Below are 20,649 nucleotides of genomic sequence, written 5' to 3' on the forward strand. Positions count from 1 at the left end.
CGCGACACGGGAACGCCCCGGCCGTCCCGGTCCTGGAGACAGGGACGGCCGGGGCGTCGGCCCGGATGTCAGTCGGGAGAGGCGGCCGAGGTGTCGGAGGAGAGGCCCACGCTGTTCTCGACCTCGCGGCGGATCACCTTGCCCGTGGCGTTGCGGGGCAGGGGCGACGTGGTGATCTCCCAGCGCGACGGGACCTTGAAGTAGGCCAGGCGCTCCCGGGCGAAGTCGGTCAGCTCCTTCTCGGAGGCGGGCTCGCCGGAGAAGACGACGACGGCCATGACCTCCTGCCCCAGGTCCGGGTGCGGGGCGCCCAGGACGACGCACTCGTGCACCCCGGGGTACTCGGTGAGGGCGTTCTCGATCTCGACGGGATAGACGTTCTCGCCGCCGCGGATGATGAGGTCCGAACGGCGGGTGGTCAGCCGCAGGCGGCCCTGGTCGATCATGCCGATGTCGCCGGTGCGCAGCCAGCCCTCCGGGTCGATCGCCGAGGAGGTGGCCTGCTCGTCGTTCCAGTAGCCGAGCATGACGTACGGGCTGAGCACGCAGATCTCGCCCTCCTTGCCCTCGGGCAGCGCCCTGCCCTCGGCGTCGCGGATCTCCAGGCGGACGCCGGTGACGGGGCGTCCCAGCGTGCCCGGGGCCTGCTCGAGGTCCATCGGAGAGGCCACCGCGATCGCGGTGCAGGACTCGGTGAGCCCGTAACTGTCGACGAGGGCGCCGCGGGCGGGCGGGAAGGCCTCGCTCAGTCGCGCCTTGAAGGCGGGGGAGGAGGGCGCGGAGGCCAGCGCGAACGCGGTCAGCGACGAGAGGTCGTACTTCGAGACGTCACCGTGCTCGAGGATCCGGTGCGCCATGGTCGGCACGGCGCCCCAGTTGGTGACCTTCTCCTTCTCCACCAGGCTCAGCGCCCGGTCGACGTCGAACGCGCCCTGGTACATGACCACCGTGCTGCCGGTGGCCAGCCGCGGCACGGCCAGGTTGTGCAGGCTGGCGATGTGGAACAGCGGCAGCGCCAGCAGGTACCGGCGGTCCTCCGGCCGGCTCTCGATCCCCCACTTGGCGGCCATCTCGACGATCATCGCGTCGTTCAGCCGGTGGTACTCGATCACCGAGGCGAGGTTGCGGTGGCTGTGGACGGCGCCCTTGGGCCGCCCGCTCGTCCCGCTGGTGTAGAGGATGACGGCCGGGTCCTCGGGCGCGGCGTCGTGCACCCGCAGCTCGGCGCCCCGGTGCCGCTCCACCGCGGCGGGAACGCCCTCCTCCAGGGTCAGCACCGTGGCCCGGTCCCCGATCTGGGCGGCCCGCTTGGCGTCGGCGATGACCAGCCTGGGCTCGGTGTGGCCGAGCGCGTACTCGATCTCTAGCGGCGCCCACCAGGCGTTGTAGCCGACGGCGACGGCGCCGACGGCGACCGCCGCCCAGAACGAGACGATCCAGTCCGGGGCGTTGGCGGCGTCGATGGCGACGCGGTCGCCGGGCCGCACACCGTGCTCCTCGCGCAGCGCCTCGGCCAGCGCGGCCACCCGCTCGGCGTGCTGGGCGTAGGTGAGGCGCTCGGAGGCGGTGACGATGTAGTCGCGGTCCCCGTACGCCACCGAGGCGGTGAGCACCTCGCCGAGGTTGCGCGCTGCGCCGACGAAGCCGGGCGAGAGGCGGCCCGGCTCCTCGACCAGGGAGAACTTCCCTCCGGGTCCGGTGAGCCGCCCCATGATCTCAGCCATCACCACCGTCGGATCGGTGCTCATCGGTTCTCCTCTTCACTGCATGACGCAGATCACTTTTCTCTCTCGCGCCCATTCTGGACACCTGCGGGTTCTCCGGCGCGAGGGTCCCGATGAGCGGGACGGAGGCGAACTCGCCGACCTCCTGCAACTCCATTCCGCTGAGTGGGACTGGCTTCGTCAGGTGGTCCGCGTCACATCACTATGGCGATTCGTTGTGACCTGGACAACTAGGAGAACCATTGCGAAGCCTATCCGGGCAGGTGGCGATCGTTACAGGCGCAGGTCAGGGCGTCGGACAAGGGATCGCGCTGGCTCTCGCCTCCGAGGGGGCCGAAATAGCGGTTCTGGGCCGTACGCTCGCCAAGCTCGAGACGACCTGCGAGCTCATCCGCGAACGGGGCGCCCGCGCCGAACCCTTCGCCTGTGACGTGCTGAAGACCGAGGAGATCCCCGCGGTCGTCGACCGGGTCGTCGAGACCTTCGGCGGCGTGGACATCCTCATCAACAACGCCTACTCCGGAAACTACGGGACGCTGCTGTCGCTGAGCGACCGGGCCTTCCAGAAGGGCTTCGTGAGCGGTCCGTTCGCGGCGTTCGCCTTCATGAAGGCGTGCCACCCGCACATGAAGGCGCGCGGCGGCGGCAACGTCGTCAATCTGGTCACCTCGGCGATGGTCCGCTGGGACCCGACCACGTACGGCGCGTACGCGGCGGCCAAGCAGGCGCTGAAGTCACTGACCCGCACCGCGGCCGTCGAGTGGGGGCCCGACGGCATCCGCGTCAACGCGGTCGCGCCGCACGCCCTGTCGCCGGGGCTCAAGCAGTGGACCGAGAACTTCCCCGAGGAGGCCGAGGAGTTCCGCAAGACGATCCCGCTCGGCTACATCGGCGAATGCGAACCGGACATCGGCCGCGCGGTGGCCGCGCTCGTGGGGCCCGACATGCGGTACCTCACCGGCGCGACCCTGCCTCTCGACGGAGGCCAGGCCTACTTCGGCTGAGTCCCGCGGTCCGGTTCCCCCAGACCCCGCTCTCCCCACACCCCACCCTGCCGGCCCGTGTCTTCCACGGTCCGGTGAAAGGAGCACCACCCCATGAAAGCCAGCAAGTTCGGGCGCCTGACCGCGGGCGTCCTGTCCCTGATGCTGCTGGGCACGGCGTGCGCCGGCCAGCGCTCCGGCACGGACGGCTCGGACAACGGGTCCGAGACCAAGGCGTCCGACACCATGTTCGGCACGCTCGCCTCTCCGTGCGGCGCGGGCGACGCCAAGGGCGCCACCGCCCAGGGCGTCACCGACGGCGAGATCGTCATCGGCTACGGCGACGACCGAGGCTTCGCCCAGGCGCCCGGCCTGAACAAGGAGATGGGCGACGCCGTCAAGGCGATGATCGACTGGTGCAACGAGCAGGGCGGCATCAACGGCCGCAAGCTCAAGGGCAACCAGTACGACGCCGCCTACATGCAGTCGGTCAGCGTCATGCAGAAGGCCTGCAAGCAGGACTTCATGCTGGTCGGCCAGGGCTTCGCCATGGACGAGGCGGCCGAGCAGTACCGCGTCGCCTGCGGGCTGCCCACGGTCGCGGGCTTCACCGTCGGCCCCAACGCCACGATGGGCCCGAACAAGTTCGAGGCCGTGCCCTACCCGGTGGACTACTACAACGCCGCGAACCTGATGCTGGCCCAGGAGAAGTTCCCGGAGATGAAGAAGGGGCTGGACGCGATCAACTCCACCTCTCCGGCGGTCACGACCGGCACCAAGAAGATCGAGAGCGTGCTCAAGGGCATGAACATCGACTTCAAGAAGTGCGGCGTCCAGCTCAACGTCAAGGGTGACGCCAGCTTCGTGCCGTTCGCCGAGAAGTTCAAGAAGTGCGACGTCACCTCGCTGTGGACCTCCAAGACCCCGGACGCCGCGGCCATGGGCATGCTCGAGGCCCTGGACCGGGTGGGCGTCAAGGTCCCGTTCCTCGGCGAGTCCACCTGGTACAGCGACTACGTCGCCAAGTGGAACACCAGCGGCCAGGGCGACAACATCCACCTCGGCATGATCTTCCAGCCGTTCGAGAACGCCGAGAAGGTTCCGGCGGTCAAGAAGTACCTGGAGATCGCCAAGGACGCGAACAGCAAGACCGGCATGATGGGCATGCAGTCCACCTCGTCGTTCCTGCTGTGGGCGACCGCGGCCAAGGCCTGCGGCTCCGACCTCACCCGCGAGTGCGTCACGACCGAGCTGTCCAAGGTGCACGAGTGGACCGGCGGCGGCCTGCACGCGGCCACCGACCCCGGCGCCAACATGCCGGCCAAGTGCGCCCTGATGATCAAGTTGACCGGCTCGAAGTTCGAGCAGGTCGCCCCGGCCGAGCTGGGCGAGTTCTCCTGCCCCGACAACGCCGTGGTCGAGATCGACGAGGCGCTGTGGGGCACCAAGCTCAACAAGGACCGGATCGCCACCACCTTCCTGAAGTCCTGATGTGACCGTGCCCCGCGCACGGTTCCAGCGGACCGGCCGCCTCGGCGGCCGGTCCGCCCGCCCCTCTCCCTCATCTCCACAAGGGCGACCATGACCACCTTCCTTACCTTCACGATCCTCGGGCTCGTTCTGGGGTCGGTCTACGCCATCGCCGCCTCCGGTCTGGTCCTGACCTACAACACCTCGGGCATCTTCAACTTCGCCCACGGCGCCCAGGCCATGCTGGGCACCTTCGTGTACTGGCAGCTCTCCGTGGGCTGGGGGCTGCCGGTGTGGCTGTCCCTGCTGCTCGTGGTGGGCGTCTTCGGTCCGCTGATGGGCCTGCTCCTGCACAAGCTGATCATGGGTGCGCTGCGGGACACCGCCGAGGTCGCCAAGATCGTGGTGACCGTCGCGGTCATGCTCGGCATGGTGTACCTGTCCCAGTGGATCTGGGACCCGGTCGAGCCCCGCACGCTGACCATGTTCTTCGGGGCCGACGCCTCCGTCGAGATCGCGGGCGTGGTCGTCCGGGTCCACGAGATCCTCTGCCTCGTCGTCGCCCTGGCCATCGCGCTGGGCCTGCGGATGCTCTTCCACCGCACCCGGGTGGGCGTGGTCATGCGCGGCACCGTGGACTCCCCCGACCTGCTGCGGCTCAACGGCCACGACCCGGCGCGCGTCGCCGCCTTCTCCTGGGCGCTGGGCTCGGCCCTCGCGGTGCTCGCCGGCATCCTCATCACCCCGGTCAGCGGCGGCTCGCTGGAGGCCAACGCGCTCACCCTGCTGGTGATCGACGCCTTCGCCGCCGCCATGTTCGGCCGCCTGCGCAGCATCCCGCCGGCCTTCGCCGGAGCGATGGTGCTCGGCCTCCTCGGCGCGTACGTGACCGCCTACTTCCCCAGCGAGTGGAGCTGGACGGGCAACTTCCGGGTCTCGCTCCCGATGATCCTGCTGTTCATCGTGATCATCGTGCTGCCGCAGGACCGGCTGCGCGGCGCCGCCACCCGGACCCGCGAGCGCTACCGGGTGCCGAGCGTGCGCGCCGCGGCGGCGTGGGGTCTGGCGCTGGTCGGCATCGTGTTCCTGTACTCGTTGCTGCTGGCCGACTCGGGCATCACCACGCTCGGCCTGGGCATGGCGTTCGCGATCATCGCGCTGTCCCTCACCGTGCTGACGGGCTACGCGGGCGAGATGAACCTCGCTCCGCTGTCCTTCGCCGCGATCGCCACTGTCATCGTCTTCCACTTCGGCATCACCGGCACCGGCCTGGACGCCACCCTCAACCTCCCGGGCATCGTGCTGGCCGTCCTGGCCACCGCGGTCGTGGGCGGCCTGGTCGCGCTGCCGGCGCTGCGGCTGCGCGGCCTCTACCTGGCGCTGGCCACCCTGGCCTTCGGCGCGCTGCTGTCGAACATGGTGCTGCGCGACACCGTCGAGCACACCGTGGCGGGCTTCACGTTCACGCTGTTCCCCGACGGCACGCTGATCATCCCCAAGCCCAGGTTCGGTCCGGTCGACATGGGCGAGCCGCTGACGTTCCTCCTGGTGGCCACCGCGCTGTTCGCGCTGATCTCGGTCGGCCTGGCCGCGCTGCGCAACAGCGGCTACGGCCGCCGGCTGGCCGCCATGAAGGACAGCCCGGCCGCCACCGCGATGCTCGGCCAGAACCTGGTCAAGCTGAAGCTGAGCGTCTTCATGCTCTCGGCCGCCATCGCCGGCCTGGGCGGCATCCTCATGAGCTCCGGCATGGGCTCGGTGGACGGTGAGCACTTCGGCATCATGGCCAGCCTCGCGCTGGTGATGCTGGTGGTCGTCGGCGGCATCGGCTACATCAGCGGCGCCCTGTTCGGCGGCGTGATGTCCGGCATCGGCTTCACCCTGCTCGTCGGCACCTTCAACGATCTGGCCATCTCCCAGCCGCAGGCGGCGACGTTCTTCCAGCTGCTGGGCAACGTGGTGATGGTCGGCACCGCCCTGATCGGCATGGGCGTCGGCAAGACCCCCAGCGGCTCGGTCCAGGGGATCATGGACGGCTACCGCTCTCTGCGGCACGCCAGGCCCGTCCTGATCGGCGGGGCCGCGCTCGTGGCCGTGCTGTACGTGCTGGCTCTGGCCGGCGTCTACGGCAGCTGGACGTTCTCGCTGCTGGCCATGGTCGTGGTGATGGCGCTGCCGGCCGTCGGGCACAAGCTCATGCCGCACGCCGTCACCGCCGTCGAAGGCCACGGGCACTCCGGCCAGGACGAGATCCGTGACGACGAGCCGTTCACCGACGCGCTGCGCGACCGGCTCGACCTGGCGTTGGGCCTGCCCGCGCGGGTCCCCGGCGTCCGGGCGGCCGCCCCGGTCCTGAAGAAGGGAGAGGAAGTCAATGCCCCTGCTTGAGACCCAGGGAGTCACGGTCCGCTTCGGCGGCAACACCGCGGTGAACCAGGTGAGCATCGGAGCCGAGGAGGGCCTGATCACCGGGCTTATCGGCCCGAACGGCGCGGGCAAGACCACGCTGTTCAACACCGTCACCGGGCTGCAGAAGCCGACCGAGGGCAGGGTGCTCATCGACGGCACCGACGTCACCGGGCTGTCTCCGGCCAAGCGCGCCAAGCTCGGACTGGCCCGCACCTTCCAGCAGCTGGAGCTGTTCCTGTCGCTGTCGGTGCGCGACAACGTCAAGGTCGCCGGGGACATCCTGCGGGCCACCACCCGCAAGCGCGTCGACCTGGACGCCGAGACCGACCGGATCCTGGAGCTGACCGGGCTCACCGACATCGCCGACCGGGACGTCTCCGACATCCCCACCGGCCGGGCGCGGGTGGTGGAGGTCGCGCGGGCGCTGATGACCTCCCCGCGGGTGCTGCTGCTGGACGAGCCGGCCTCCGGCCAGACCGAGCAGGAGACCGAGGCGTTCGCCGAGCTGCTGACCGGCCTGGCCGAGGGCGGGCTGGCGATCTGCCTGGTCGAGCACGACCTGCCGTTGGTGATGCGGCTGTGCACCGTCATCCACGTGCTCGACTACGGCTCGGTCATCGCCTCGGGAACCCCGCAGGAGGTCCAGCAGTCCCCCGAGGTCATCGCGGCCTACATCGGAACCGAGGAGGTGGCATGAGCACGGACACCGGGGCGCGGGGCGCCGCCGTGGAGGCGGAGCACCAGACGCCCGTGCTCGAACTGGTCGGAGCCCGCGCGGGCTACGGCGCCATTCAAGTGCTGCACGGCGTCGACCTGGCCGTCCACCCCGGCTCGGTGGTGGCGCTGCTCGGCCCGAACGGCGGCGGCAAGTCCACCACCATGAAGGTGTGCACCGGGCTGCTGCCCCTGAACGGAGGCGAGCTGCGGCTGGCCGGACGCAGGGTCAACGGCCTGTCGGCGCAGGAGATCGCCAAGCTCGGTGTCTGCGCCATCCCCGAGGGCCGCGGCGTCTTCCCGAACCTGACGGTCCGGGAGAACCTGTGGATCGCCACCGGCACCGGCACCGACCTGAAGAAGATCGAAGAGGTCGCCTACGGCCGGTTCCCCATCCTCGGCAAGCGGCGCGACCAGCTCGCCGGCTCGATGTCGGGAGGCGAGCAGCAGATGCTCGCCCTGTCGCGGGCGCTGGCCACCGACCCGGCCGTCCTGCTGCTCGACGAGCTGTCCATGGGCCTGGCTCCCATGATCGTCAGCCAGATGTACGAGACGGTCGCCGAACTCGTCGCCGGCGGGCTGTCGGTGCTGGTCGCCGAGCAGTTCGCCCGCGTGGTGCTGCCGATCGCCGACACCGCCGCCCTCATGCTGCACGGCCGCATCGTGGACACCGGCAGGCCCGATGAGATCGAAGGCCGTCTTTCCAGCGAATATCTAGGAGGTTGACCCCCATGACCACGACCCACAGCGAAGAACGCCGCGCGAAGTTCGCCCAGGATGTGGCCGCCCAGAAGATCGGTGCGGGCAACGCCTCCGCCGTCGACGGCAAGTTCCGGATCATCGGCCTGGTGGTCATGATCCTCGGCGTCGCGGGGACCTTCGTCTCCTACAGCAACTCGCTGGCCCTGGACGACAACCGGGACATCGCCTCGACCCAGATCCTGGCGCTCGCGTTCGTGTCCGTCACCCTGCTGGGCGCGGCGCTGTACGTGGCCGCGGCCGTCACCCGGGTGCTGCGCCTGTGGCTGATGCGCCAGCTGGCGGAGTCCCAGTCCCACACCGAGGCCATCACCGAGGCCCTTTCCCGGCGTTGACCGGCGGGTAAGCCCGCCGCTCCCGGTCAGCGGGATGCCCTCCTACCGGGGGCATCCCGCTGACTTAGTTTGACTGCGCGCCCTCTGCGGGTGCTTGTTCACGATCTACGGCGCGAAGGGCGCGCACTGCGTGCTCCCCGGATACGCCGCATAGAGGAAGCGAAACGTGCGCAACGAGACGATCGCCGAACTGCTGCTGGCCCGCGCCGGGGACGACCGCCCCGGCCTGCTCAGCGGCGACGACGCCTGGACCTGGGACGAAGTGGTCAGGGAAAGTGCGGCCCGCGCCTCCCTGGCCGCGGAGCTCCGCCAGGACGGCCCCTTCCACATCGGGGTCCTGCTGGACAACGTGCCGGAGTACATCCTGTGGCTCGGCGCCGCGGCGCTGGGCGGGGCGACCGTCGTCGGGATCAACTCCACCCGGCGCGGCGCCTACCTGGAACAGGAGGTCCGCCACACCGACCTGCAGCTGGTGATCACCGACCGGGCGGGGCTCGAGCTGCTGGACGGCCTGGACATCGGGGTGCCCCGCGACAGGTTCCTGCTGGTCGACGACGAGAAGTACCCCGCCCTGGTCGCCGGGCACGTCTGCGAACCGGCCGCCGACCCGTCCGTCGACCCGAAGACGCAGCTGCTGCTGCTGTTCACCTCCGGGACGACCGGCGCCTCCAAGGCCGCCCGCTGCTCCCAGGGCCGGCTCGCCGAGCTGGGCCGCAACAACAGCGCCAAGTACGACGTCAAGCGCGAGGACGTCTGCTACTGCCCGATGCCGCTGTTCCACGGCAACGCGCTGATGGCCCTGTGGGCTCCGGCGCTGGCCGCGGGCGCCACCGTCGTGCTCACCCCGAAGTTCTCCGCCTCCGGCTTCCTGCCGGACGTGCGGCGCTTCGGCGTCACGTTCTTCACCTACGTCGGCAAGGCCATCGGCTACATCCTGGCCACGCCCGAGCGGCCGGACGACGCGGACAACACCCTCACCCACGCCTTCGGCACCGAGGCCTCGCCCGAGGACAGGGCCGAGTTCCTGCGCCGCTTCGGCTGCAGGCTGGTGGAGGGCTACGGCTCCAGCGAGGGCGCCGGCATGATCAAGCAGACGCCGGACACCCCGGCGGGCGCGTTCGGCCGCCCCATGCACGACGGCGTGCGGATCGTCGACCCCGAGACCCGCGAGACCTGCGTGCCGGCCGTCCTGGACGAGCACGGCCGGGTCCTCAACCATGAGCAGGCGATCGGCGAGATCGTCGACGTGAACGGCGCGGAAAAGTTCGAGGGCTACTACAAGAACCCCGTGGCCGACACCGAACGCGTCCGCCACGGCTGGTACTGGACCGGCGACCTCGGCTACCTCGACGAAGCGGGCTTCCTGTACTTCGGGGGCAGGTCGGGGGACTGGATCCGGGTGGACTCGGAGAACATCTCCGCCCTGCACACCCAGCTCGTGCTGCGCCGCCACCCCAAGGTCATCGACGCCGTCGCGTTCGCCGTCCCCGACCCCCGCTCCGGCGACCAGGTGATGGCGGCGGTCGAGGTCCCCGAGGGAACGGCCTTCGAGGACCTCGACCTGCCGGGGTTCCTGGCCGCCCAGCAGGACCTGGGCACCAAGGGCGCCCCCCGCTTCGTGCGCTTCTCCCACGCCCTGCCCACCACGGGTTCGGGCAAGCTGGCCAAGAAACAGCTCCAGGTCGAAGGCTGGCGGACCGAAGAGCCCGTCTACCGGTGGGTGGGACGGGGCACACCCGACTACACCCTGATGACCGAGGCCGACAAGGAGGCGCTGCGCGAGGAGTTCGTCGCCAGCGGCCGACTGCGCTTCCTGCCCTGACCATCCAGAGAGAGAGTGCCCATGGATCTGCGTGAGTCCGCAGCGCAACAGGAACTGCGCGCGGAACTTCGTTCCTATTTCGCGAACCTGCTGCCCGAGGACGTGCGTCGCCGGGTAGGCGAGGAGGGCGTCGGCGGGAGCCGGTTCCGCGAGGTCGTGAAGATGCTCGGGAACGACGGCTGGCTGGGCATCGGCTGGCCCACCGAGTACGGCGGCCAGGGACGGTCCATCTCCGACCAGTACGTCTTCTTCGACGAGGTGCAGCGGGCCGGCCTGCCGTTCCCGTTCGTCACCGTCAACACCGTCGGCCCGACCCTGATGAAGTACGGGACCGAGGAGCAGAAGAAGCAGTTCCTCCCGGGCATCCTCGCCGGGGACATCGTCTTCGCGATCGGCTACACCGAGCCGGACGCGGGCACCGACCTGGCGTCGCTGCGCACCCGCGCGGTGCGGGACGGCGACGAGTTCGTCGTCGACGGAAGCAAGATCTTCACCAGCGGCGCCAACACCGCCGACTACGTGTGGCTGGCCGCCCGCACCGACCCCGACAAGCCCAAGCACAAGGGCATCTCGATCCTCATCGTGCCGACCGACGCCGAAGGGTTCTCCTGGAGCCCCATCCAGTGCGTCGGCGGCATGGTCGTCACCGCCACCTACTACTCGGACGTGCGGATCCCCGCCGGGAGCGTCGTCGGCGAGGTCGACGGCGGCTGGGGCCTGATCACCACCCAGCTCAACCACGAGCGCATCGGCCTGGCCGCGCTCGGCGGCCGCATGATCCGTCTGTGGGAGGACGTGCGGGACTGGGCGAAGGACAACGGCGTGATCGACCTGCCGTGGGTGCGCCGCGACCTGGCCCGCACCTACGCCAGGCTCGAGGCGATGGCGCTGCTGAACTGGCGGATGACCTGGTCGGTGGAGACCACGGGCGAGCTGTCCGGCGCCCAGGCCGGCGCCACCAAGACCTACGGCACCGAGACCCACATCGACGTGCAGCGCACCCTCACCGGCATCCTCGGCGCGGCGGGCCGGATCCGTCCGGAGTCGCCGGGCGCGGTGCTGTACGGGCAGATCGAGCAGCTGTCCCGCCAGGGCATCGTCAACACCTTCGGCGGAGGCGTCAACGAGGTGCTGCGCGACATGGTCGCGGTGCAGGGCCTGGGCCTGCCGAGGGCGAGGTCGGGACGATGAGCGAGCAGGACTACGAGGCCAGGCTGCAGGCCTGGGCCGGCCGCGAGCTGGTCGCCGAGCGGCGCGGCCAGGACCCGGTGAACGTGCCGATGATCCGCCACTGGGTCGAGGCCATGGAGGACGCCAACCCGGTCTACCTGGACGACGAGGCCGCCAAGGCCACCGGCCGTCCGGGCGTCGTGGCGCCCGCGTCGATGGTCCAGGCGTGGACGATGCGCGGGTACGCCGCGACGGTGAACCCCGTGGACGACGGATCGTCCTCCGGGTTCGACGAGCTGGTGGCGCTGCTCGCCGAGGGCGGCTACACCTCGGTGGTCGCCACGGACTCGGAGTTCGAGTTCCACCGCGAGCTCGTCCCCGGCGACCACGTCAGCGTCTCCGAGACGGTCGAGTCGATCTCCCCGGAGAAGAAGACCGGGCTGGGCACCGGCCGGTTCGTCACCACCGTGAAGACCTACCGCGACTCCGGCGGCGAGATCGTGGCCACCCAGCGCTGGCGGACCCTGCGGTTCAAGCCCGCCGAGAAGAAGAAGCCGAAGGCGCTGCGGCCCAGGCCCGCGATCAACACCGACAACGCGTTCTGGTTCGAGGCGGCCAAGGAGCACCGGCTGGTCATCCAGCGCTGCTCCGCCTGCGAGTCGCTGCGGCACCCGCCCGGCCCCTGCTGCCCGGTGTGCGGCTCCTTCGAGTGGGACACCGTCGAGTCCACGGGAGAGGGCACCGTCTACAGCTACGTGGTCGCCCACCACCCGCGGCACCCGGCATTCGACTACCCGCTGCTCATCGCGGTGATCGAGCTGCCCGAAGGCACCCGCCTGACCGCCAACCTCACCGGCGTCGCGCCCGAGGACGTCGAGATCGGCATGCCGGTCTCGCTGGAGTGGCTGGACGCCGACCCCGACCTGACCCTGCCGGTCTTCCGGCCCGCCGTCCCGAAGAAGGAAGACTGATGGACTTCACCCTTGGCGAGGAACTCGAAGAGGTCCGGGGACTGGCCCGGCAGATCTTCACCGACTACGCCACCGCCGACCGGCTGCGGGCCGCCGAGCAGAGCGAGAACGGCGTCGACGAGGAGCTGTGGAAGGCCCTGGTCGAGTCCGGGCTGCTCGGCATCGCGCTGCCCGAGGAGGACGGCGGCGCCGGCCTGGGCGTCGGCGGCCTGTGCGTCCTGCTGGAGGAGCAGGGCCGCACCGTCGCGCCCGTCCCGGTGTGGCCCGCGCTCGTGGCGGGGCTGACCATCGCCGGCCACGGCACCTCGGAGCAGCGGGAGAGCCTGCTGCCCGGCATCGTGGAGGGCACCGCCCGCGTCACCGTCGCGCTGGAGGAGTTCGCTCCCGCCGACCCGGCCGGCCCCGCCTGCTCGGCCACCCCTGACGGCGACGGCTGGAAGCTGACCGGCGTCAAGGCCGTCGTGCCCTCCGCCTTCGGCGCCCGGTACGTGCTGGTCACCGCCCGTACCGAGGACGGCCCCGGCGTGTTCGTCGTGGAGACGTCCGCGCCGGGCATGGTGTGGGAGCGGGCGGAGACCACCAGCCGTGATGTGGCAGGAAGCCTCACGCTGGAGGGAGCGCCCGCCCAAGCATTGGGAGAGGGCGCGCTGCGCACCGTCCTCGACCTGACCCGGGTGGCGGTCACCGCTGTGCAGGCGGGCGTCGCCGACGGCGCGATGCGCCTCGCGGGGAGCTATCTGAGCGAGCGCGAGCAGTTCGGCCGCCCCCTGGCGACCTTCCAGGCGGCGCAGCACCAGCTCGCCGACTGCTACATCGAGATCGAGGCGATGAAGGTCTGCCTGTGGAAGGCCGTGTCCCTGCTGGACGCCGGTGAGGACGCGACCACCGCCGCCCTGACCGCCAAGTGGTGGGCCGACGAGGGCGGGCTGAACACCGTCCACCGCGCCCAGCACCTGCACGGCGGCATCGGCGTCGACGTCGACTACCCGGTGCACCGCTACTTCCTGTGGGGCAAGCAGCTGTCGGGCACCCTCGGCGGCGCGTCCGCCGACCTGGCCGAGCTCGGCGACGTCCTGGCGGGAGCCGCGTCATGAGCCGCGCCTACCAGGACGTGACGGTGGGGGAGGAGCTGCCGGAACTGAGCATCCCCCTCACCCGCACCATGATCGTGGCGACCGCGCTGGCGAGCCGCGACTACCAGGACGTGCACCACGACCCGTCCCTGGCCCTCGAGCGCGGCTCCAAGGACGTGTTCATGAACATCCTGACCAGCAACGGGCTGGTCGACCGGTACGTGACGGGCTGGGCCGGACCCGCCGCCGTGGTCAAGAAGATCAAGATCCGGCTGGGCGCGCCCAACTACCCCGGCGACACCATGGTGCTGACCGGGACCGTGTCGGCCAAGGACGACGACGGCCGCAGGGTCGAGATCTCCGTGAAGGGCGTCAACTCGATCGGCCCGCACGTCACCGGCACCGTCGTGGTCCAGCTCCCGGAAGGAAGTGACGCATGACCGTGCTGCCCGGAGCCGCCGCCATCGCCGGCATCGGCGCCACCGAGTTCTCCAAGGAGTCCGGCCGCAGCGAGCTGCAGCTGGCCTGCGAGGCGGTGCTGGCCGCCATCACCGACGCGGGCCTGGAGCCCTCGGACGTCGACGGCATGGTGACCTTCACCGCCGACACCTCCTCGGAGATCCACATCGCCCGCAACCTGGGCATCGGCGAGCTGACGTTCTTCTCCCGCATCGGGCACGGCGGCGGCGCCGCCTGCGCCACCGTCCAGCAGGCCGCGATGGCCGTCGCCACCGGCATCGCCGACGTGGTCGTCTGCTACCGCGCCTTCAACGAGCGCTCCGGCGAGCGCTACGGCCTCGGCCAGGCCGAACGTCCGATGGACGTCAGCGCCGACCGCGCCGCCTACTCGTGGATGACGCCGTTCGGCCTCTCCACACCCGCCCAGTGGGTGGCGATGTTCGCCCGCCGCTACATGCACGAGTACGGGGCGACCAGCGCCGACTTCGGCCGCGTCGCCGTCGTGGACCGCAAGCACGCCGCGACCAACCCCAAGGCCTGGTTCTACGAGCGGCCGATCACCCTGGAGGAGCACCAGGCGTCCCGCTGGATCGCCGAACCCCTGCACCTGCTGGACTGCTGCCAGGAGAGCGACGGCGGCCAGGCGATCGTCGTCGTCTCCGCCGAGCGGGCCCGCGACCTGCCGAACCCTCCGGCCGTGATCTGGGGCGCCGCCCAGGGTTCGGGCCCCGACCAGCTGATGATGACCAGCTACTACCGGCCCGAGATCTCCGGCCTGCCGGAGATGGGGCTGGTCGGCAAGCAGCTGTACGCCCAGAGCCGGCTGACCCCCGCCGACATCCAGGCCGCGATCATCTACGACCACTTCACCCCGCTGGTGCTGCCGCAGCTGGAGGAGCTCGGCTTCTGCGGCAAGGGCGAGGCCAAGGACTTCATCGCCGACGGCAACCTCGAACTCGACGGCCGGCTGCCGTTCAACACCCACGGCGGCCAGCTCGGCGAGGCCTACATCCACGGCATGAACGGCATCGCCGAGGCGGTCCGGCTGGTGCGCGGCACGTCCGTCAACCAGCCGGGCGACGTCCACAACGTCCTGGTCACCGCCGGGACCGGGGTGCCGACCAGCGGCCTGATCCTGGCCGCGGACACGTGAGCGGGAAGGAAGAGACCGTGAACTCGGGAGAATGGCGCGGACGCGACCTCGGCACCCGGACCGAGCGCTACGAGGAGACCGACGCGATCCTCTACGCGCTGGCCGTCGGGGCCAAGGCCACCGACCTCGACCTCGTCTTCGAGGAGAAGCTGAAGGTCCTGCCGACCTTCGCCCTCACCAGGGCCCAGTGGGCGCCGGACGTGCTCGGCTCGGCGGGCGCCTTCGACACCGGCACCGCCGTGCACGGCTCGCAGCGCCTGCGGGTCCGCAAGCCGCTGCCGCGCTCCGGTGACCTGGAGATGACGGCCCGCGTCTCGGAGGTCTGGGACAAGGGCGGCGCCGCGGTCTTCGAGGTCGCCGTGGACACCGAGTACCTCGAGGCCACCTGGTCGATCTTCGCGCCCGGCTGCGGCGGTTTCGGCGGAGAGCGCGGCCCGTCCGCGGCCCGCCGCCCCGAGCGGGAGCCCGACCACGAGTTCACGCTCCGCACCGGCACCGAGCAGGCCGCCCTCTACCGCCTGCTCGGCGACCGCCACCACATGCACATCGACCCGGAGGCCGCCAAGGCCGCCGGCATGCCCAAGCCGTTCATGCACGGCCTGTGCACCCTGGCCGCGGTCACCCTGCCCCTGGCCGAGGTGGCCGGTGCCCACCCGGCCGACCTGGTCGAGTTGGACGGCCGCTTCGCCTCCCCGGTCTTCCCCGGCGACGTCCTCCAGGTGAGCGCCTGGCGCGAGGACGACGGCGCCCTGCTGTTCGAGGCCGCCGTCGACGGCAAGACGGTCCTCTCCGCGGGCCGAGTGCTCTTCGGCACGCCGGAGTAGACCCGGACTCGCTCTGCGGGGCCCGCCGATTCGCGGATCGGCGGGCCCCGTCCTTTCACCGGATCCTCACTGACCGGCTTCGGCGACGTGGTGAACCGGTGTCTCCGCGAGAGGATCTTTGAGGCGGGACAAGGGGGCGGCATGGGAGAGGGCCCTGTCCCCGCAGGGCGGTGAAGAGACGCCATCGCCTCTCTTTAGGATAGAAGTAAGTGGTTACTTATGTCCTGAGGAGAGGAATCCGCCATGGCCGCCCCGAGTCACGGATCCCTGCTGCGGCGCTACGTCAGCGACCGCCGCTACAAGCTGGCCATGCCCCGCGCCGCAGCCCTGCAGCTCCTGCACCCGGCGATCGCGGCCGGGGCCGCGCAGCACTCCCAGTTCCCCGACGACGTGTGGATCCAGCTCGACCGGGCCCTGCCCCTGACGCTCGCCACGGCCCGCGGGTCCTCCCGAACCGGACGCCGAGTCCGGGACCTGCACGGCCATGTCACGGGCAAGGACGACCTGGGCCGCCGTTACCACGCCCTCGCTCCCGAGATCTTCCACTGGGAGCACGCCACCTTCGTCGACGCCCTCTTCACGATGATCGACGTGTTCGACCGCCCGCTCGGACCGGCCGAACGCGAGCGCCTCTACCAGGAGTGCTGCGACTGGTACCGCTCGTACGGCGTCAGCGACCGCCCCCTGCCCCCCGACTGGCACGCCTTCACCGAGTACATGGACCACATGTGCGAGACCGAACTCCGGCTCACGCCCAGCGCCGAAGCCCTCACCGGCCGGCTGCTCGAACCCTGCCCCTGGAAGTTCCGCCGGATGCCCGAGTACGCGGTCCGCGGCATCCTCCCTCCGCGCGTCCGCACCCTGCTCGACCTGCCGTGGACCGGCGACGACGCCCGCCGCTTCCGCACCTACGCCATCGCCGTCCGCACAAGGCACCGCCTCCGCCTCGGCCTGTGACTTTCAGCCCTTGGGCGCCGGACGCGAGTCGTATCGAACGCTGGTCGTATCGGATGCTCTGCGGACCCGACGGCCCCGGGATCGGCAGGCCCGTCTTTTCACCTGCCTCAGCGGAGGATTCTGGGAGGTCGACGATTGAGGCGTCATCGGTGGTTCAGGCGGAGGAGGCGCACCTGGCCCGTGGTCGAGGGTCGACTCGGGGTGGGAAGGGGAGACATCAAACAGGTGGCGCCGGAGTGGCTCGACCGGATCTTCGAGCAGGTGAACGCGCGGAACGAGCGTGGCCGGAGTCATCCGCGCTGGCTTCGCGAGCATCGCGGATCGGTCTGCGAGGTCTTCGTGACCTTCCTCAGCGAGGAATTCGAGGATCGTTTGCGGGGCTCCGTCACCGTCATCCTGTCGAATGGAGAGGGAAGGCATTTCTCCCTCTACATGACCTCCGCGGAGTTCGATGAGCTCCCGGACCTGGACGAGAAGGCCGTCGTCCTGCTGGCCCACCGGTTCCTGAGGAAGTTCAAGCACATCCCCCTGGACGGGGAGCCTGAGCCGTGGTCTGAGTGATGACGAGAGCCGAAGGTCCGCACGCGTCCTGCAGGTGAGCGCTTGGCGCGAGGACGACGGCGCACTGCTGTTCGAGGCCGCCATCGACGGCGAGATGGTGCTCTCGTCGGGTCGTGTTCTGTTCCGTACGGAGCCCTCTCCGGCGCGGGCTCCGTACTCCGTCCAGGACTCGGACCGGCCGGTCCTCGCTGATCGGCCGGTCCGAGTCTTTCTTCACCGCGGACTTTCCGGTCGTGCTAATTGACGCATCCGGGGACCGGGGTGGGGGAGCAGTTGGTGGGAGCGTTGCCGCGTACGTTGGATCTGATCAACGTGACGGCGTTCGCTCCGGCCTCGTTGTCGATTCCCCCGGGCGCGTTGTCGGCGGTGTTGTTGTTCACCGTGCTCCGGTTGAGGATCGTGGTTCCGCCGTTGACGTTGGCGATTCCTCCTCCGACGTTGCCGGCTCTGTTGTTGTTGACCATGCTTCGAGTGACTCGTAGCGTGCCGTCGTTCGCCAGGCCTCCGCCCTTTTGGCCGGCGGTGTTGTTGTTGATGACGCTGTCGGTGATGCTCATCGTCCCGTCGTTGGCGGCGCCCCCACCATTGATCGTCGCAAAATTGCCCTGAATTCTGCTGGACGACACTATGAGAGTGGTTCCGGCGAGGGAGCCGATTCCTCCGGAATAGGTGGCGGTATTGTTCTTGATGGTCATTCTGTCGAGGTGAGTGGTGCCTCCGAAGACCGCGACGGCCCCTCCGAAGCTCCCCGGCGAGTTTCTCGCGTCGCCTCTCGTGAGAACCACCCGATCGAGGCGGAAGTCGGCGTTGACGGTGAAGATCCGGAATGGGGGAGCTGACGGATCTCGTTTGATCTTGCTTCCGTTCCCGTGGACGGTCAGCGGCACGTTGATCGGGGGAAGCGGACCGGTGGAGCCGTCCAGCAGGTAGACGCAGTCGTGGTCGAGGTTGAGCGTATCGCCTGCCCCGGCGTCGTTGATCGCCGTGATGAGGGCGGTGCTGTCACATGGCACATTCGTCGTCGCGGCCGCGCCGGCCGCCGTCGGCGCACTGATCGAGGCCATCGCGAAAACGCCGAGCGCGGCGAAATAACGGATCCTGAATATGTCCACGATTTCCCCTAAGGAGGATTTTTCTGGTGGATTCGCTCATGCGAGGAAGCCGATGCGAACTGTCCGGAGGGGAATTCCCCGGCTTGATCGACTTGAATCTCGCACATCGCGCTGCAGCATGCGGTAATTCTCGGCTCGCCGCCGCACCGCAGCCCGACCAGAATTCCTCAAGGCGTATTTCTCCCGGCAAAAGCGGCGGGAGAGCGTCCTTGGACGCGAAATTTCGCCCAGAGCGAGTGTCCGGGGCCGTCGGCCTTCAGGCGATCAGTCCGACGCCGGCGAGGACGCCGGGGAAAGCCGTCCCGCCGGGGAGTGTCGGGCGCGCTTCGGCGGGGTCGGGCCGCCAGTCCCAGGTGGGCACCACGCCGGGCTCCAGCAGGCGGGTGCCGTCGAACAGCGTCTCGATCTCCCGGGCGCCGCGGAGGTACAGGCCGGAGGAGGTCTTCTGGTAGGTGGAGTCGGCCTGCCGGGTGCGGTCGGCGTCCAGGCCGTCGGCGGTCCCATGGGCCAGCGCCAGGTGGGAGCCGGGGGCGAGCCGGTCCAGGTAGGCGCGCATCAGGTCGGCGAGGTCGCCGGGCACGAAGTGCAGGACCGCGACCATCATCAGGCCGATCGGCTGCTCGAGGTCCAGCAGTCCGGTCCGCTCCGTCTGCTCCCAGACCTCGCCGGGTTCCCGCAGGTCGGCGGTGATGACGCGGGTGGTGGCGTCGTCGGCCAGCAGGGCGCGGCCGTGGACCAGGACGATGGGGTCGTTGTCGACGTAGACGACCCTGGAGCCGGGCGCGGTGCGCTGGACGACCTGGTGGAGGTTGTCGGCGGTCGGCAGCCCCGAGCCCAGGTCGAGGAACTGGCGGATCCCGCTCGCCGCCATGGCCGCGGCGGCCCTGTGCATGAAGGCGCGGTTCTGGCGGGCGATCACCCGGGTCTCGGGAAAGCGGCCGAGGATCTCGTCGGCGGCCTCCCGGTCGGAGGCGAAGTTGTCCTTGCCGCCGAGGTAGTAGTCGTACATGCGGGCGGGGTGCGGACGGGTGGTGTCCAGGCCGGGAACGGCGGCTGGGGTCACGGATGCGCTCCTGGATATCGACTGCTTTCGCCGGTCGAAGCCTGTCATGATCGGAAACTCTCGGGGGAGCCTCACCATCCGACCGGTTGTGGCCGCTCTCCCCCCCGCTCGGCGTGAAACCAACGCCGGATGTGAGTTGCATCGAATGCCGGTCGCGTTGGATGTGAGTAGCAAAGGATGTTGGTTTTCAAAGATGGAGAGATTCATCGGGCGGGTCGAAGAACCGGCTGCGCTGGGGAGCTGGTGGGAGGCGGAGACGCCCCCTCGGCCGGAGGGGCCGTCCAGGCCATGGCCATGGCGAAGCCGAGATCGTCGAACCGGGCACCGGGAAAACCTCCGCGTAGAGATCGCGGAACTGCTCACGGGACAGGTATCGATCGCTGAGCAGGTGGGCCGGCCACCGGCGGTCATGCCAGAACCGCAATTGGAACCAGGCTGCCTTCCTCTCCGGCCACGTCGTCGAACGCCAAGCCGCAGCCGACTCGCCGGGTCGGCTGGAACTCCGCCGGGTCGAGTGGGACCCGACAAAGAGGTCCTCCGCCGTACGGCTCCAACATAATGAACGATCTGTTTAAAACGAATAGTTGACAACGGTTTGCATATTGTGGACGCTGATCGTATGCCTTCGACTCCAGAGCAGCCCGTCGACCCGTTCACGCCCCTGAACCCGGCCCAGGCGCGAGCGCACCGCGAATACGCGTCGCTCCTGCGCATCACCGAGCGGCACGCGGCCACCGAGGAACAGCGCCGCCGCCAGGCGCACCCCTCGGTCCTCGGGCCGCACGAGGCCGTCCGGATGGTGTCGTTCCTGCTCAGCGGAGCGATACCGCCCGACGACGGCGAGCCGGAGGTGGACCGGGCCGACATCGTCGCGGCACTGAGCCTCGTTCCCCAGGCCCGCGCACAAGCCGATGATCTGGAAGCGGGACTCATCCAGATGGCGCGGGGCCGCGGCATGACGTGGCAGGAGATCGCCTTCGGTCTCGGACTCGGCACCCCGCAAGCCGCCAGGCAGCGCTACGAACGCCTGACAGAACGGACCGCCTCCGGCGTGCAGGACGAGCGGTCCCAGGTCGTCGATCGCTGACGC

The 20,649-nt window shown here is 69.9% G+C and carries 19 protein-coding genes; 16 read left to right on the forward strand and 3 right to left on the reverse strand.

All coding sequences use genetic code 11. From position 1 onward, the window contains the following. Window positions 1-68 precede the first annotated feature (68 nt). Window positions 69-1,748, reverse strand: coding sequence for a class I adenylate-forming enzyme family protein (locus ABGB12_RS15465; RefSeq protein ID WP_347678347.1), 1,680 nt, complete (start codon window positions 1,746-1,748; stop codon window positions 69-71). Window positions 1,749-1,966: 218 nt separating this feature from the next. Here ABGB12_RS15465 and ABGB12_RS15470 point away from each other — a divergent pair, with 218 nt between their 5' ends. The 15 genes from ABGB12_RS15470 (at window position 1,967) to ABGB12_RS15540 (ending at window position 17,384) form a co-directional block, all read left to right on the forward strand. Continuing rightward, window positions 1,967-2,728 (forward strand): SDR family oxidoreductase, encoded by a 762-nt coding sequence (locus ABGB12_RS15470; protein ID WP_347678349.1) that lies wholly within the window; start codon window positions 1,967-1,969, stop codon window positions 2,726-2,728. 93 nt (window positions 2,729-2,821) lie between these two features. Next, window positions 2,822-4,198, forward strand: coding sequence for an ABC transporter substrate-binding protein (locus ABGB12_RS15475; RefSeq protein WP_347678351.1), 1,377 nt, complete (start codon window positions 2,822-2,824; stop codon window positions 4,196-4,198). A 90-nt stretch (window positions 4,199-4,288) separates the two neighbouring features. After that, the gene (locus ABGB12_RS15480) at window positions 4,289-6,565 is read left to right on the forward strand and encodes an ABC transporter permease (RefSeq protein ID WP_347678353.1); all 2,277 of its coding nucleotides are present in this window, start codon (window positions 4,289-4,291) and stop codon (window positions 6,563-6,565) included. Further along, entirely contained in the window at window positions 6,552-7,283 is a 732-nt protein-coding gene (locus tag ABGB12_RS15485) for an ABC transporter ATP-binding protein (RefSeq protein ID WP_347678355.1), read from the forward strand. Before ABGB12_RS15480 ends, ABGB12_RS15485 begins: the two co-directional genes overlap by 14 nt. Then, window positions 7,280-8,026, forward strand: coding sequence for an ABC transporter ATP-binding protein (locus ABGB12_RS15490; RefSeq protein WP_347678357.1), 747 nt, complete (start codon window positions 7,280-7,282; stop codon window positions 8,024-8,026). Before ABGB12_RS15485 ends, ABGB12_RS15490 begins: the two co-directional genes overlap by 4 nt. A gap of 5 nt (window positions 8,027-8,031) precedes the next feature. Further along, window positions 8,032-8,394 carry a hypothetical protein gene (locus tag ABGB12_RS15495; protein WP_347678358.1) on the forward strand — a complete coding sequence of 121 codons (363 nt, stop codon included), beginning with the start codon at window positions 8,032-8,034 and terminating at the stop codon, window positions 8,392-8,394. A gap of 166 nt (window positions 8,395-8,560) precedes the next feature. After that, window positions 8,561-10,216 (forward strand): AMP-binding protein, encoded by a 1,656-nt coding sequence (locus ABGB12_RS15500; protein ID WP_347678359.1) that lies wholly within the window; start codon window positions 8,561-8,563, stop codon window positions 10,214-10,216. 21 nt (window positions 10,217-10,237) lie between these two features. After that, window positions 10,238-11,407 carry an acyl-CoA dehydrogenase family protein gene (locus tag ABGB12_RS15505; protein ID WP_347678360.1) on the forward strand — a complete coding sequence of 390 codons (1,170 nt, stop codon included), beginning with the start codon at window positions 10,238-10,240 and terminating at the stop codon, window positions 11,405-11,407. After that, window positions 11,404-12,357, forward strand: coding sequence for a bifunctional MaoC family dehydratase N-terminal/OB-fold nucleic acid binding domain-containing protein (locus ABGB12_RS15510; RefSeq protein ID WP_347678361.1), 954 nt, complete (start codon window positions 11,404-11,406; stop codon window positions 12,355-12,357). Before ABGB12_RS15505 ends, ABGB12_RS15510 begins: the two co-directional genes overlap by 4 nt. Continuing rightward, window positions 12,357-13,451, forward strand: coding sequence for an acyl-CoA dehydrogenase family protein (locus tag ABGB12_RS15515; RefSeq protein WP_347678363.1), 1,095 nt, complete (start codon window positions 12,357-12,359; stop codon window positions 13,449-13,451). The genes ABGB12_RS15510 and ABGB12_RS15515 overlap by 1 nt, the downstream gene beginning before the upstream one ends. Continuing rightward, the gene (locus ABGB12_RS15520) at window positions 13,448-13,870 is read left to right on the forward strand and encodes a MaoC family dehydratase (protein ID WP_347678365.1); all 423 of its coding nucleotides are present in this window, start codon (window positions 13,448-13,450) and stop codon (window positions 13,868-13,870) included. Before ABGB12_RS15515 ends, ABGB12_RS15520 begins: the two co-directional genes overlap by 4 nt. Then, entirely contained in the window at window positions 13,867-15,042 is a 1,176-nt protein-coding gene (locus ABGB12_RS15525; RefSeq protein WP_347678367.1) for a lipid-transfer protein, read from the forward strand. Before ABGB12_RS15520 ends, ABGB12_RS15525 begins: the two co-directional genes overlap by 4 nt. 17 nt (window positions 15,043-15,059) lie before the next feature. Further along, window positions 15,060-15,866, forward strand: coding sequence for a MaoC/PaaZ C-terminal domain-containing protein (locus ABGB12_RS15530; protein WP_347678369.1), 807 nt, complete (start codon window positions 15,060-15,062; stop codon window positions 15,864-15,866). A 243-nt stretch (window positions 15,867-16,109) separates the two neighbouring features. Then, complete coding sequence (locus tag ABGB12_RS15535; RefSeq protein ID WP_347678371.1) at window positions 16,110-16,823, forward strand: oxygenase MpaB family protein; 714 nt, start codon at window positions 16,110-16,112, stop codon at window positions 16,821-16,823. A gap of 180 nt (window positions 16,824-17,003) precedes the next feature. Further along, window positions 17,004-17,384, forward strand: coding sequence for a hypothetical protein (locus ABGB12_RS15540; RefSeq protein ID WP_347678373.1), 381 nt, complete (start codon window positions 17,004-17,006; stop codon window positions 17,382-17,384). A 236-nt stretch (window positions 17,385-17,620) separates the two neighbouring features. On the opposite strand, the gene ABGB12_RS15545 is transcribed toward ABGB12_RS15540, so the two are convergent. Continuing rightward, a complete protein-coding gene (locus ABGB12_RS15545) occupies window positions 17,621-18,496 on the reverse strand; it encodes a hypothetical protein (protein WP_347678375.1) in 876 nt (291 codons plus the stop codon). 256 nt (window positions 18,497-18,752) lie between these two features. Continuing rightward, window positions 18,753-19,559 (reverse strand): SAM-dependent methyltransferase, encoded by an 807-nt coding sequence (locus tag ABGB12_RS15550; protein ID WP_347678377.1) that lies wholly within the window; start codon window positions 19,557-19,559, stop codon window positions 18,753-18,755. Between the two features lie 619 nt (window positions 19,560-20,178). Here ABGB12_RS15550 and ABGB12_RS15555 point away from each other — a divergent pair. Continuing rightward, complete coding sequence (locus tag ABGB12_RS15555; protein ID WP_347678378.1) at window positions 20,179-20,646, forward strand: DNA-binding protein; 468 nt, start codon at window positions 20,179-20,181, stop codon at window positions 20,644-20,646. Window positions 20,647-20,649: the final 3 nt, after the last annotated feature.

Source organism: Actinocorallia sp. B10E7 (assembly GCF_039871655.1).
In the GTDB taxonomy this organism is placed as follows: Bacteria; Actinomycetota; Actinomycetes; order Streptosporangiales; family Streptosporangiaceae; genus Actinocorallia.

Excerpts from the sequence above, each read along its gene's own strand:
- ABGB12_RS15465 (WP_347678347.1), bottom strand. The coding sequence starts at position 1,748 with ATGAGCACCGATCCGACGGTGGTGATGGCTGAGATCATGGGGCGGCTC.
- ABGB12_RS15475 (WP_347678351.1), top strand. The coding sequence starts at position 2,822 with ATGAAAGCCAGCAAGTTCGGGCGCCTGACCGCGGGCGTCCTGTCCCTG.
- ABGB12_RS15480 (WP_347678353.1), top strand. The coding sequence starts at position 4,289 with ATGACCACCTTCCTTACCTTCACGATCCTCGGGCTCGTTCTGGGGTCG.
- ABGB12_RS15485 (WP_347678355.1), top strand. The coding sequence starts at position 6,552 with ATGCCCCTGCTTGAGACCCAGGGAGTCACGGTCCGCTTCGGCGGCAAC.
- ABGB12_RS15490 (WP_347678357.1), top strand. The coding sequence starts at position 7,280 with ATGAGCACGGACACCGGGGCGCGGGGCGCCGCCGTGGAGGCGGAGCAC.
- ABGB12_RS15495 (WP_347678358.1), top strand. The coding sequence starts at position 8,032 with ATGACCACGACCCACAGCGAAGAACGCCGCGCGAAGTTCGCCCAGGAT.
- ABGB12_RS15505 (WP_347678360.1), top strand. The coding sequence starts at position 10,238 with ATGGATCTGCGTGAGTCCGCAGCGCAACAGGAACTGCGCGCGGAACTT.
- ABGB12_RS15510 (WP_347678361.1), top strand. The coding sequence starts at position 11,404 with ATGAGCGAGCAGGACTACGAGGCCAGGCTGCAGGCCTGGGCCGGCCGC.
- ABGB12_RS15515 (WP_347678363.1), top strand. The coding sequence starts at position 12,357 with ATGGACTTCACCCTTGGCGAGGAACTCGAAGAGGTCCGGGGACTGGCC.
- ABGB12_RS15520 (WP_347678365.1), top strand. The coding sequence starts at position 13,448 with ATGAGCCGCGCCTACCAGGACGTGACGGTGGGGGAGGAGCTGCCGGAA.
- ABGB12_RS15525 (WP_347678367.1), top strand. The coding sequence starts at position 13,867 with ATGACCGTGCTGCCCGGAGCCGCCGCCATCGCCGGCATCGGCGCCACC.
- ABGB12_RS15535 (WP_347678371.1), top strand. The coding sequence starts at position 16,110 with ATGGCCGCCCCGAGTCACGGATCCCTGCTGCGGCGCTACGTCAGCGAC.
- ABGB12_RS15555 (WP_347678378.1), top strand. The coding sequence starts at position 20,179 with ATGCCTTCGACTCCAGAGCAGCCCGTCGACCCGTTCACGCCCCTGAAC.